The organism is Tateyamaria sp. ANG-S1, assembly GCF_000814025.1.
Classification (GTDB): domain Bacteria; phylum Pseudomonadota; class Alphaproteobacteria; order Rhodobacterales; family Rhodobacteraceae; genus Tateyamaria.
Map to the genome: position 1 here is coordinate 105,140 of NZ_JWLL01000004.1, position 13,072 is coordinate 118,211.

A 13,072-nucleotide genomic window follows, 5' to 3' on the forward strand; every position below is an offset into this window, starting at 1 on the left:
GCACCGCGCGTCGTGTGACCTGACGGGGGAGGGCGCGCGTGATGACCGGATTGAATCGCTATCGGCTTGTGATTTCGGCGGGCTTTGGCCTGCTTTTGCTGCTGCTTGCCGTGATGGTTGCCAACCTGGCGGCCCAGATGCGCAACCTGTCCCTCGCCGCCGGTGACAATACGCAGTGGAGCATCGCGCAGCTTGATACCGAGTTTGCCAATCTCAACGCGATCCTGACCCGGCAGTTGGCCGAAGGTGGTCTGACCGAGAACGAGGTGCAGTTGCGCATCGATATCGTGTTGAGCCGTCTCGACATTGTCAATTCGGGCCGTGCCGCCGCGATTTTTGGCGACAGTGCGGAGGCCACGCAGTTGATCGCACCGATCAATGCCTTTGCGAACGCGACGATTGCCTTGCTCGACAAGCCCGGGCCGTTGGTGGACGCCGATATGCGCCGCATTCAGCAGATGCTGCGGGATGTGCGGCTGGAGGTGCGCGGTATCGCCGTGCTGGGCGTGCGTTTGGGGGCGGAGCAGAGTGAGGCCCGCCGGGCCGGATTTGCCCGGCAGCTGCTGTGGACCGGTGGCGTGGCCATCATGCTGCTGTTTCTCATGGGTATTCTGCTGCAGCTGCTTGTTCGCCTGCTGGACCGCGCCGCACAGCGCGATCGCGAACTTCTGACCTCATCGCGCAAGCTGGCCTCGACCGTGGCGGCATCGCTTGATGCCATTGTCACCTCGGATGATGAGGGGCGCATCATCGGCTTCAACGCGGCCGCCGAGGATGTCTTTGGCTGGCGCCGCCGCGAGATCATGGGCCAGAGGATGGAGGACACCATCATCCCGCACCGCATGCGCAAGGCGCATCGTGACGGCATGGAGCGCTATCTTGCGACCAGCGAACCCCATGTCGTCGATTCGGGCCGGTTCGAGATGTCGGCCCTGCGCAAAAGCGGTGAGGAGTTTCCAGTCGAGTTGAACATCACCACAACGGATGTGGCCGGGCAGAAAAGCTTTATCGCCTATGTGCGCGACATCAGCGAGCGCAAGATCAGCGAACAGATCCTGATCGACGCGCGCGACCGGGCCCAGAGCATGGACAAGGCCAAGACCCGCTTTCTGACCATCATGAGCCACGAGATCCGCACACCCCTGAACGGGATCATCGGTGTGCTTGACCTACTGAAGACAACCGCGCTGACACCGCAGCAGGAGCGCTATGCCAAGATCGCCACAGCGTCGAGCGAGATCCTTCTGGAATATGTGAACGAGGCGCTAGACATCACGCGGATCGAGGGCGGCGCGCTGCAATTCTCCCCCCAGGACTTCGATCTGCCCCAGCTCATGACGAGCCTAATCGACGTGCTGGACCCGTTGGCGCGGGAAAAGAACCTGTCCCTGTCGCTGGATGTGGCCGAGGCGATGCGGATGCGCTTTCATGGCGACAACAACCGCATCCGTCAAATCCTGACCAACCTGATCGGGAACGCCATCAAGTTCACCGACACGGGCGAGGTCAAGGTGTCGGTCACCGGCATTCATGGACCCGAGAAAACCTCGGTCCGGTTTGCGGTCAGCGACACCGGTGCGGGCATCGCGCCCGATGATCAGGAGCATGTGTTCGAGGACTTTGTCGCCTTGGCGCAGGGGGTAGGACGTCAGCGGCGGGGCGACGGTCTGGGCCTGTCGATCGCGCGCCGGATTGCGCGCGAGATGGGCGGCGACATCCGGCTGGAAAGCGAACAGGGGCGTGGGTCCGTCTTTACACTCGTCCTGCCGCTGGATCGGTGTGACAGAAAATCGGTGACAGACCGGGAGGCCCAAACCACGAGCGCGACTAAGGCCCACACGTGTTCGGTCCTTGTGGCAGAAGACAACGACATCAATCGCCGGGTCTTGCGCGATATGCTTGAGCGCATGGGGCACCGCGTGACCGAGGCAGTGAATGGCGAAGACTGTTTGCGGAAGGCAGCCCTGGATCGGTTTGATCTGATCATCATGGACATCAGCATGCCCGTGATGGACGGCATCAAGGCGACGCGCGCGCTGCGCAAGGGGGACGGACCCAATGCCGACACGCAGATTGTCGGCCTGACCGCCCATGGGCGCGAAGAGTACCGCGAAACGGCGGAACGGGCGGGCATGAACCGGTTTCACACCAAGCCGATCCGTCTGGATGCCTTGCGCACCATTTTCTCGGATGTCGAAGGCGATGTGCAGGGCGCGGCGCAGGATGATCAATGTGACGATGTGCTGTCCGAACTGATCGACGTTCTGGGGTTTGAGAAGGTGCGGCAGACCGGGCACCGCTTTTTTGACGAACTGCATGTATTTGTCGAAGGGGCCGATGCGGTCGAGGACGCAAGTGATTTGCGCGCACTGCGGGATGCGGCGCACAAGCTGACCGGTGCTGCTGCCTTGCTTGGGTTGGTTCAGGTCGAGGCGAGGTTGGCCGCGGTCGAAGCGCGTGCAGAGGTTGGTGACATGACAGCGCATACCGCTTGCCTTGCCGCGTTGCGCGAAACCGCCGAGGCCGCGCGCCGTGCCTTTGATCGGCGCGTGGCACAGGCCGAGACTGCGGCGGATACCTAGCCGGACTTTGCGTTCTGCCTTTGCCGCGTGATGCGTGTGTTGAGCGGGATGCCTAACGCACCACAAAGACCGATTGCGTCGCGTGGCGTGCGACGCGGGCGGCGTTGGGGCCAATCAGGTAGTCCTTCAACTCCGGCCGATGTGCGCCGACGATGATCGCGTCAATGTCCAATGTCTGGGCTGTGCGGATGATCTGGTCATAGACTGTGCCTTCGGCCACGTGGACCTTGTAGGTTATATCATTTGGCACATTGGTCTTGGCCCATCCCTCTAGCTCGGACTGCGCCGCCACCAGTGCGTTTTTCATGCTGTCCGCGGCCATGGAGGCACCGACAATGGCCATGCCGGTGTCCGGCACGACGTTCAGCAGGTGCAGCGTGGCCCCTTCGGCCCGAGCCATGGAGAAGGCCGCTTCGGCGCTGCGGGCGGCACCGGCAGGTGCGTTGACGTCAACGGCAAGGAGGAGCGTTTTGAACATGGTCGGTCTTCCTTAGAACGCGGGTTGGGTGGCGCGGCGGCGCTGGATCAGGACCAGACCGCCCAGCAGCAGAAGGGCGGGGATGAAGAACAGCTCTTTCGGCATCCGTTCGTTTTCGATTTGCACCTGCATGATCTGCACGGGGCTGTCGCCGTAGAAGTCATATTCGTTGCCGAGGCTTTCGAAGAAGGGTGTGCCTGGGAAGGGTTCGTCCATCGCAATCACATCGCCATCGGGCAGGATGGTGAGGCCCTGCGCGTCAAGCGCGGCTTCTGCATCGCCGCTGATCGCGGGGAGGGTGATGGTGGTGGGCCTGAGTTGGCCGGTGTCGAAGTCCGGCCCCTCCACGACCACGCGCACCTCGCGATCCGTTTCTGCACTGGCCATGAGTTCGAGGGCTGCGGGGCCCGAGGCTGTCTGGTACTTCTCGCTCACCTGATCGAGCAGGTAATCGGGCCGGAACAGCATGAAGGCGATGACCAACAGCACGACCGTTTCCCAGCTTTTGCTTTTGGCGATGAAGTAGCCTTGGGTCGCGGCCGCGAAGAGCAGCATGGCGATGAGCGATATGAAGAAGACGAGGATCGCCTTGGCAAAGCCCACATCAATCAGCAGCAGGTCCGTGTTGAAGATGAAGAGGAAGGGCAAAAGCGCTGTTCGGATGTCGTAGGCAAAGCCCTGCACCCCGGTCTTGATCGGGTCGCCGCGACTGATCGCTGCTGCGGCGTATGCGGCAAGGCCCACGGGCGGCGTGTCATCGGCGAGGATGCCGAAGTAGAAGACAAAGAGGTGCACGGCGATGAGCGGGAAGATGTAGCCCGCGGAAGCGCCGACGCTGATGATCACGGGGGCCATGAGCGAGGACACCACGATGTAGTTGGCTGTCGTGGGCAGGCCCATGCCGAGGATCAGTGACATGACCGCGACGAGGATCAGCAGGATCCAGATGTTGCCGCCCGCGATGACCTCGACCACTTGGCCGATGACCTGGTGTGCCCCCGTCAGGCTGATGGTGCCGACGATGATGCCCGCGGCCCCTGTGGCGACGCCGATGCCGATCATGTTGCGCGCGCCGAGGATCAGCCCCTCGATGAAGTCGCGCCAGCCTGCGACGGTCGCGGTGCTGAACGCCTCGCCCCGGAACATCGCCTTGAGCGGGCGGTGGGTGAGCGCCACGATGATCATGAAGACCGTGGCCCAGAAGGCTGAGAGCGACGGCGACAGCCGGTCGAGGCTGTCGGTGCGCACCATCAGGTTCCAGACGAGGATGAAGATCGGGAGCGAGAAGTACGCACCGCCGAGCAACGTGGGCGTGAGCCTTGGCGCTTCGAGCGGGCCGTCGGGGTCGTCCATCGCCACGTCCGGGTAGCGCGAGGCGAAGTAGACCAGCACGAGGTAGAGGACGGCGACGATGGCGACGGCGCCGTAGACGCTTTCCGTCATGAAATTATCGAGCACGCTGCGCAGCCCGATCATCAGGAAGGTGCAGGCCCCGAGGAAGATGAAGCCCGACAGGAACAGGATGAGGATGAGGACCGGGCCGATATGCCGGCCCGCTTTCTTCAGCCCCTGCATCTGCATTTTCAGCGCTTCGAGGTGCACGATGTAGAGGAGCGCGATGTAGGAGATGACCGCGGGCAGGAAGGCGTGTTTGACCACGTCGATATAGGGGATGTTGACGTATTCCACCATGAGGAAGGCGGCGGCGCCCATGACCGGCGGGGTAAGCTGGCCGTTGGTGGACGACGCCACCTCGACCGCGCCGGCTTTCTCTGCCGGGAAGCCGATGCGCTTCATCAGGGGTATGGTGAAGGTGCCGGTGGTCACCGTGTTCGAGATGGACGAGCCCGAGATCATCCCGGTGAGCATGGAGGACAGCACCGACGCTTTGGCCGGGCCGCCGCGCAGGGCGCCGAGGAGAGCAATGGCGACCTTGATGAACCACGACCCGCCGCCAGCACGGTCGAGGAGCGCGCCGAAGAGGACGAAGAGGAAAATCATGGAGGTGGAGACGCCGAGCGCGACGCCGAACACCCCTTCGGTCTGCATCCAGTAGTGGCCGAGCGCTTTGGAGAGGGACGCGCCGCCGTAATTCGTGATCTCGCGTGCCCATTCGGAATAGCCGCCGAAGAAGGCGAAGGCGACGAAAGCCGAGGCGATGATCACCAGAGGCAGGCCGAGCGAGCGGTAGACGGCGATCATCAGGACAATCATGCCGATGGACGACATGGTGATGTCGGTGGGGCTCCAGAGGCCGGGGCGGTCCGCGATCTCGAACCGGAAGACGACGAGGTAGAGGCAGGAACTGACGCCCAGGACGATTAGCACCCAGTCATAAAGCGGGATGCGGTCGCGGGGGGAGGATTTGAACAGCGGAAAGGCGAGCGTGGCCAGCATGATGGCAAAGGCCAGGTGCACGAAGCGGGCCTGGGCCACGATGTTGGCGAAGATGCCCATGCCGGTGGCTTGCGCGAGGATGCCCGGCACGCGGGATGCGATGTAGAGTTGGAAGATGGACCAGGCGATGCAGGTGCCGATGATCAGCTTGGCCTGCCAGGCGGCAGAGGGGTTGCGCGCGCCGGTGTCGGCCTCGGCCACGAGGTCATCGGCGGATTGCGTCACTGTGTTCTGATCGGTCATGGAAATGTCCCCCGTGCAGGCACTTTGCGGGCGTTATGCGCCCGTCTGCTGGCTATGGTCCTTGAAATGTGAAACGCCCGAAGCGGTGGCTCCGGGCGTCTCGGGGCGTGAACTTAGTTCATCAGGCCCAGTTCTTTGTAGGCTTTCTCTGCACCGGGGTGCAGCGGTGCCGACAGGCCGTCCTTGACCATTTCGGCCGGATCAAGGTTGGCAAAGGCCGGGTGCAGGCCCTTGAAGTCGTCGATGTTCTCCATCACGGCCTTGGCCACGACATAGACCACGTCCTCGGGCACGCTGGCCGAGGTGACGAAGGTTGCGCCCACACCGAACGTGGTCGTCTCTGCGTCGGTGCCCGCATACATGCCGCCCGGAATGGTCGCCACGCGGTAGAACGGGTTGTCGGCGACCAGTTGGTCGATGGGCGCGCCGGTCACGCTCACCAGTTTCACGTCGCATGTTGTCGAGGCTTCCTTGATCGCAGCAGCCGGGTGACCGATGGTGTAGATCATCGCGTCGATATTGCCGTCGCAGATCTCCTTGGCCATCTCGGAGCCTTTGAACTCGGTCGCGAGCGCGAAGTCGTCCATGCTCATGCCAAAGGCGTCCATCACCACTTCCATCGTGGCGCGCTGGCCGGAGCCTGCGTTGCCCACGTTGACGCGCTTACCCTTCAGCCCTTCGAAGCTGTCGATGCCGCTGTCACCGCGCACGACAAGCGTGAAGGGTTCAGGGTGGACCGACATCACGGCGCGGATGTCAGGGAAGGCCGCGTCTCCTTCGAACTTGGATGTGCCGTTGAACGCATGGTGCTGCCAGTCGGACTGGGCCACGCCAAACTCAAGCTCACCCGCCTTGATCGTGTTGATGTTGTAGACGGAGCCGCCGGTCGATTCCACGGCGCAGCGGATGCCGTGTTCTTTCCGGTCCCGGTTCACCAGACGGCAGATCGCGCCGCCCGTGGGGTAGTAGACGCCGGTCACGCCGCCGGTGCCGATCGAGATAAACTCCTGCGCCATGGCGACGGGCGCGGTCATCAATGCGCCGGCGACGACGGCGGCCCCCAGTTTAAGTTTCGCAAACATTATCAATTGTCTCCCTTATGTTTGGCCGTGTTGCGCGCCGAAGCATGGCGCACGGCTGATCTCTCTACCCTGCGGATAGACGCCGTAAGGTCAACCTTTGCGACAATGAATTCGTGGGCGCACTGAGGGCTCGGCCGGGCCATGATCTGCGGCAAAACAACTGTGCGGTGCGCAATACGCCTATAAATGTAGGGCGTGCGGACCGGTATTGGGCTTTTCAGCCTGCCTGTTTCGAGACATCCTGTGCGCATAGATTGGGCGCGGTCCGGACGGCGTGCCGTTCGTTTGGACGGGGCCGTGGGCGGCAGCTTCGGAACCTTGCATATGAGCCACGTTTTTCCCCGAAACTCCAAGGCACCGCCACCGATGGTGTCGCGCGGCGCTGGCCCATACCTCTTTGACGCGGCGGGCAAATCCTATCTCAATTGCGGGGACGCGGCTGTGTCCTGCCTGGGCCATGGCGACGCTCATGTGACCGCGGCGATCAAGGCGCAGTTGGATGAGGTGGCTTTTGCCCATACCGGGTACTTTACATCCGCCCCTGCCGAGCAATTGGCAGATCGTTTGGTGGCAGCGGCGCCCGAGGGGCTGGACCGGGTATACTTCGTGTCCGGCGGGTCCGAGGCGATGGAGGCGGCGCTGAAGCTGGCGCGACAGTATTTCATTGAGGTGGGACAGCCGGAGCGGTCGCATGTGATTGCGCGTCGGCAAAGCTATCATGGCAATACGCTGGGGGCGCTGGCCACGGGCGGCAATGCGGCGCGGCGCGCGCCCTTTGATCCCTTGTTGATGAAGGTGAGCCATGTGTCGCCCTGCTATGCCTATCGCGGGCAGGCGGAGGGCGAGACAGAGACGCAATATGTCGACCGCCTGATCGGCGAGTTGGAGGACGAGGTGCAGGCCGTGGGCCCGGACAAGGTCATGGCCTTTGTCGCCGAGCCGGTGGTGGGCGCGACCCTGGGGGCAGTGCCCGCTGTCGGCGACTATTTCGCCAAGGTCCGCGCGCTCTGTGATCGCCACGGTATCTTGCTGATCTTTGACGAGGTGATGTGCGGGATGGGCCGGACGGGCACGCTGTTTGCGTGTGAGCAGCATGGGGTATCGCCCGACATCTGTGCCATCGCCAAGGGGCTGGGGGCAGGGTATCAGCCCATCGGTGCGATGCTGTGCAGTGCGCATATCCACGACACGATCCGGGACGGGTCCGGTTTTTTCCAGCACGGGCATACCTATCTTGGCCATCCTGTCGCCTGTGCGGCGGCGCTGGCCGTGGTTGAGCGGTTGCTGGATGATGATGTTTTGGGCCGCGTGACGCCGCTGGGTGATTCGCTGCATCAGGCCCTGACCGACCGGTTCGGGCAGCACCCCCATGTGGGCGATATTCGCGGTGTGGGTCTGTTTCGTGCCATCGAACTGGTGCAGTCGCGCGAGACGAAAGACCCGTTTGATCCGTCGGCGAAGGTGCATGCGCGGCTCAAGGCGGCGGCGCTGGAGGAGGGGCTGATCTGCTACCCCATGGGCGGGACCGTCGATGGCACGCGCGGCGATCACGTGCTGCTGGCACCGCCGTTCATTCTGAAAGAGAGCGATGTGGAACTGCTGGCTGACCGGCTGGATGCAGCAGTGCGGCGCGTTCTGTCCTAGGCGCTGCTAGAGGTCGCCCACGGTTTCACGCCAATGCTTGCGGCAGAGCGAAACATAGGTTTCGTTGCCCCCAATCTGCACTTGTGCGCCATCGGTGATGGCGTTGCCGTCGGCATCCTGCCGGATGACCATCGTCGCCTTGCGTCCGCAATGGCAGATGGTGCGCACTTCGCGCATCTCGTCGGCGAGGGCCAGGAGCGTGGCGGAGCCGGGAAAGAGCTTGCCCCGGAAATCCACCCGCAGGCCGTAGCACATGACCGGCACCTGCAGGTCATCAACGACGCGAGCAAGTTGCCAGACTTGTTCTTCGGTCAGGAACTGCGCTTCGTCCACGAACACGCAGACGATTTCGCCCTCTGCCTGGCGGTCGATGATCTTGGCCAGCAGGTCGTCGCGTGCCGTGAACGTGTCGGCGTCTGCACCGATGCCGATGCGCGAGGCGATGCGTCCGTGGCCCGCCCGGTCGTCGAAGGAGGCGGTCAGCAGGTATGGCACCATGCCCCGTTCACGGTAGTTGTGCGCCGCCTGCAACAGCACGGTCGATTTGCCCGCGTTCATGGTGGAATAGTGAAAGTAGAGCTTGGCCATGGCGCGTGATTAGTGCGGGCTGGAACGGGGGGCAAGCGCGATTGCCGGGCGGGTGCGAAGGCGCGCGCGTGGTCTTGTCGCCCGCGTCGCTTGTCTGCCTTCGCACCGCTTCGGCACTTGGTGAACGGGGGGCAGGCGGTGGGTGCTTGCGCGCCCGGCCTGGGGATGGTGCCTGCCCCGGTACTCAAAACCTCCGACGGATCCGCCGCCCCTGCTGCCGGTCACCCGGCCTGTCGCCCCCACGGGACAGAGGATGCAGCGGACCCCACCCGGACCCGGTGGTTGGGGCCACCGGGCACTTGTTACGTCCCGAAAACCGTTGGGACGCTTTTAAAAATGACATTTGCGGGGTAGGTGATTAATGGGAAAAGACAGACCCGTTTCCCCGCATGTATGGGGCGCGGGCCTGCGCAACCGGGGGTGGTGAATGAGTGTGAGCAGCTATCTGAAAAAGCATACCGAGTCGCTGGTCAAGGATGTGGGGATCGAACCCGCCTGTGCGCTGACCGGCAAGTCCAAGGCGACGCTGGGCCGCTACTATTCGGACAACCCCGAACATGCCGATCGCTTCATGCCCATCGACGCGGTCATCGCTCTGGAAGAAGCGGCGAGCTATCCGCATGTGACCAGTGCGCTGGCCGAGTTGCAGGGCATCACCCTCAGCCATGATGACCGGCGTCCGAACAACGAGCGCTCGGGTGGGGTAAATTCCGATGTCATCGCGTTGAGCCAGCGCTTTGCCATGCTGATGACCGAGTATCAGCAATCCATCGAAGACGGTGTGATCACCGTGAACGAGGCCAAGCGTCTGTTGAAAGAGACGACATTGCTCCAACAGGTGCTCATCGACATGAAGCTGCATCTGGAAGACGAAAGTGGCTGAGGACCTGCCCGCCCTAGTGATCGAAGCGCTGCCGCAGATCGATGTGGAGGCGCTGAAAGCACCTGACGATCCCGGCCACCCTCCGCGCATCCTGTTGCTCTATGGTTCACTGCGCGACGTCAGCTATTCCCGCCTTGCTGCGGAAGAGAGCGCGCGTATCCTGCGCCATCTGGGATGCGAGACGCGGATGTACGACCCTTCCGGCCTACCGTTGGTGGATGACGCCGATGCGGACCATCCAAAAGTGGTTGAGCTGCGCGAGTTGGCCACCTGGGCGGAGGGCATGGTCTGGTCCAGCCCCGAACGCCACGGCGCCATGACCGGCCTGATGAAGACACAGATTGACTGGCTGCCCCTGTCGCTCAAGGGCGGCATCCGGCCCACGCAGGGCAAGACGCTGGCCGTCATGCAGGTGTCCGGTGGCTCGCAAAGCTTCAACGCCGTCAACCAGATGCGCATTCTGGGGCGTTGGATGCGGATGGTCACGATCCCGAACCAGTCGAGCATTGCCAAGGCGTGGCTGGAGTTTCAGGACGGTCGGCTGCCCGAGGGCCCGTTCTACCGCCGCGTCGTGGATGTAGTGGAAGAGCTGGTGAAATTCACGTGGATGGTGCGCGGGCGGAAGGACTACCTTGTCGATCGCTATTCCGAGCGCGTGGAAAGCGTTGAGGACGTGCATAAGCGCGTCTCACTCAAGAAAGTCTAGGCGCAGACCCCGTCTCCGGGATCTGCGGTTCTCTTTGCTCACCAATAGGACGGATCGCTCAGGGCCGCGACGCAGCGCCCCGGCCCTTTGAGCGGTTCCAGAGCTTTGCCTATCAGCGATTGCCCCAGCCATCCGTGAGGGTAGGACAGGGGCGCGGGTGCTTGCGCCGTCTGTTCCGTGATCTGTTCGAACCCGACCTTGGAATAGTAGGTCGGGTCGCCATAGGTCAGCACCACGTCAACGCCCGTTTCGCGCAGCACGCCCAGCCCGTGGCGCAACAGGCTTTGACCAACGCCCTTGCGCTGGTGGTCCGGCGCCACGGCCACGGGTGACAGGATAAAGACGGTGCGATCATCCTCGGCATAGGTCATGCGGGTGAAGATGATGGACCCGATCAGGTCCTCACCATCCCGCCCACACACCACGATCATGTCGCGACTGTCCACTGTCGCGAACATGTCCGCAGCCAGCTTTCCGATCAGCTGTCCCTCCGCCGCGCCCTCGGACGCGGTGAAGGTGTCTGTGAACAGTGCAATGATTTCGGCCTCGTGACCGCTGTGCTGGGTTGTGAAATCCATACTATGTTCCTTTCTATGCCGCGTCATCGCTGGTTCAATTCGGCGCGCACGGCCTTGATCCCGGCGTGAGACGCCCGGTAAGGTCGCCCGTTCCGGGAGTGGATGAAACGCCGCTTCTTGAGACGTGTGAAAACCGCCATCGTGCAGTCCGACAGGACGTGGCCGTTGCGGGTGTAGCAGGTGATGTCACGTATCTTGCCGTTCTCGCCGCGCACGTAGTGGATGGCTCCACCCAGGGCGAGTTCGTGCAAAACACGTTGTTCGTGTTTTGATATATTCAACGGAGTGCCTTGATGTCATAGGGGCAACAAAAAGGGATCACTCAGCGGTCGCGTGAGTGTCCTTTGAGTGACGTGTTCCCGATGCCGTGGTGCAGGGAACGTGTTAGCCCCGGGGCTCTGACATAAAATCTCCGATGCAGCAGGCATGTGCCTTGTGCTGCATGTCATCTATGCTGCGCACGCGCAGCGAGCAAGTGGTGGGCGCGCGAACGCGGGTCAGCCGTGTCTTTCGACCAACACCGATCCGACGGAATAGCCGGCACCAAAGGAACAGATGATGCCCTTGTCACCGTCCTTCAAATCATCGGAATACTTGGAAAACGCGATGATCGACCCGGCGGAGGATGTGTTGGCGTAGTCCTGCAGGATGTTGGGTTGCTCGCCCGGTTCTGGCGTGCGGCCCAGCACCTTTTTCCCGATGAAATCGTTCATGGTCTTGTTGGCTTGGTGCAGCCAGAGCCTTTTCAAGTCGGTGGCCTCGACGCCTTCATCTCCCATGTGGTCAGAGATGTGCTTGCTGACCATGGGCAGCACTTCCTTGAACACCTTGCGCCCGTTCTGCATGAACTGCATATCGCGGCGGTCTTTCATGCCGTCGGGGCGGGAGCGGCGCAGATAGCCGTTGTTGTTGCGGATGTTGTTGGAAAATGCGGTGCCGCAGCGGGTCGACTTGATCTCGAAATATGCTCCCTTGGCGTCTTCGACCCGTTCGATCAGGGTGGCGGTGGCCACATCGCCAAAGATGAAGTGACAGTCCCTGTCGCGCCATTCGAGGTGGGCCGAGCAAATCTCCGGGTTCACGACGAGGGCCGAGCGGATGGAGCCAGAGCGGACCATGTCCGCCGCCGCCTGGATGCCGAAGGTGGCTGAGGAACAGGCTACGTTCATGTCGAAAGCGAAGCCCTCAATGCCCAAGAGTTCCTGGATTTCGATGGCGACCGCCGGGTAGGCACGTTCGAGGTTCGATGCCGCACAGATCACCGCATCCACATCCGCCGCCGTCTTGCCCGCGTGCTCCAGCGCTGTCTTGGCCGCATTCACGGCCATTTCGGCCATGATCGACGGCTCATCATCGCTGCGCTGGCGGAGCAGGGGGTGCATGACCTTGGGGTCCAGCACGCCCGACTTATCCATGACATAGCGCCGTTCGATGCCGGAGGCTTTGACGATGAACTCTTCCGACGAATGCTCCTTCGCCGTTACCTCACCAGCCGCAATCGCATCGGCATGTTCGGCATTGTAGAGGTCGGCATAGGCATTGAACGCCTCGACCAGTTCGGCATTGGAAATGGATTGCTCTGGCGTGAACACGCCCGTGCCGGTGATCGCTGGAGTGAAAGCCACGGCGCGCCCCTTTCAGGCTTGTCGATGTTTGCGCGAACCTACAGGGCGCGCGCATGGGTCCGCAAGGGGGGGCGCCGTGGGGTAAATGCCAAGGTTTCAAGCCTGTAACAAAGCGAGACATGTCGAAATTTCGTCGTTTTGATCGACTGTTTGCCACTCCTGGCTTGCCCTGATGACGCGCGGAATGCGCGCGCAGGGGCTGACGGAAGATCAGTTAAGCGCTGTTGTCACAAAGTTCGATGTCGAGTGGGACGACGGATTGGGTG

Annotated in this window: 11 protein-coding genes; 4 read left to right on the top strand and 7 right to left on the bottom strand. The window is 62.5% G+C overall.

The window, feature by feature from the left end:
• Nucleotides 1–41: 41 nt before the first annotated feature.
• Nucleotides 42–2,582, top strand: a complete 2,541-nt coding sequence (locus RA29_RS06690) for an ATP-binding protein (RefSeq protein ID WP_039684282.1) — start codon at nt 42–44, stop codon at nt 2,580–2,582.
• Nucleotides 2,583–2,634: 52 nt separating this feature from the next.
• Here the strand turns inward: RA29_RS06690 and RA29_RS06695 are convergent, their stop codons facing one another.
• The 3 genes from RA29_RS06695 to RA29_RS06705 all read right to left on the bottom strand — a co-directional run bounded on the left by RA29_RS06695 (nt 2,635) and on the right by RA29_RS06705 (nt 6,782).
• Nucleotides 2,635–3,060, bottom strand: a complete 426-nt coding sequence (locus RA29_RS06695) for a universal stress protein (RefSeq protein WP_039684284.1) — start codon at nt 3,058–3,060, stop codon at nt 2,635–2,637.
• A gap of 12 nt (nt 3,061–3,072) precedes the next feature.
• Nucleotides 3,073–5,700, bottom strand: a complete 2,628-nt coding sequence (locus RA29_RS06700) for a TRAP transporter permease (protein ID WP_039684286.1) — start codon at nt 5,698–5,700, stop codon at nt 3,073–3,075.
• A 113-nt stretch (nt 5,701–5,813) separates the two neighbouring features.
• A complete protein-coding gene (locus RA29_RS06705; RefSeq protein ID WP_039684288.1) occupies nt 5,814–6,782 on the bottom strand; it encodes a TAXI family TRAP transporter solute-binding subunit in 969 nt (322 codons plus the stop codon).
• Nucleotides 6,783–7,106: 324 nt separating this feature from the next.
• On the opposite strand from RA29_RS06705, the gene RA29_RS06710 reads away from it, so the two are divergent.
• A complete protein-coding gene (locus RA29_RS06710) occupies nt 7,107–8,426 on the top strand; it encodes an aspartate aminotransferase family protein (protein ID WP_039684536.1) in 1,320 nt (439 codons plus the stop codon).
• 6 nt (nt 8,427–8,432) lie between these two features.
• Here RA29_RS06710 and RA29_RS06715 read toward each other — a convergent pair whose 3' ends face one another.
• Entirely contained in the window at nt 8,433–9,014 is a 582-nt protein-coding gene (locus RA29_RS06715) for a thymidine kinase (protein WP_039684290.1), read from the bottom strand.
• A gap of 427 nt (nt 9,015–9,441) precedes the next feature.
• On the opposite strand from RA29_RS06715, the gene RA29_RS06720 reads away from it, so the two are divergent.
• Nucleotides 9,442–9,897 carry a hypothetical protein gene (locus tag RA29_RS06720; protein WP_039684292.1) on the top strand — a complete coding sequence of 152 codons (456 nt, stop codon included), beginning with the start codon at nt 9,442–9,444 and terminating at the stop codon, nt 9,895–9,897.
• The gene (arsH, locus tag RA29_RS06725; protein ID WP_275041504.1) at nt 9,890–10,603 is read left to right on the top strand and encodes an arsenical resistance protein ArsH; all 714 of its coding nucleotides are present in this window, start codon (nt 9,890–9,892) and stop codon (nt 10,601–10,603) included. Before RA29_RS06720 ends, arsH begins: the two co-directional genes overlap by 8 nt.
• 38 nt (nt 10,604–10,641) lie before the next feature.
• Here the strand turns inward: arsH and RA29_RS06730 are convergent, their stop codons facing one another.
• From RA29_RS06730 to RA29_RS06740, 3 genes are all read right to left on the bottom strand, one after another.
• Complete coding sequence (locus RA29_RS06730; protein ID WP_039684296.1) at nt 10,642–11,181, bottom strand: N-acetyltransferase; 540 nt, start codon at nt 11,179–11,181, stop codon at nt 10,642–10,644.
• 23 nt (nt 11,182–11,204) lie between these two features.
• Nucleotides 11,205–11,462: a YjhX family toxin gene (locus RA29_RS06735; protein ID WP_039684298.1), complete on the bottom strand. Its 258-nt coding sequence runs from the start codon at nt 11,460–11,462 to the stop codon at nt 11,205–11,207.
• Between the two features lie 216 nt (nt 11,463–11,678).
• Nucleotides 11,679–12,806 carry a beta-ketoacyl-ACP synthase III gene (locus tag RA29_RS06740; RefSeq protein WP_039684300.1) on the bottom strand — a complete coding sequence of 376 codons (1,128 nt, stop codon included), beginning with the start codon at nt 12,804–12,806 and terminating at the stop codon, nt 11,679–11,681.
• Nucleotides 12,807–13,072: the final 266 nt, after the last annotated feature.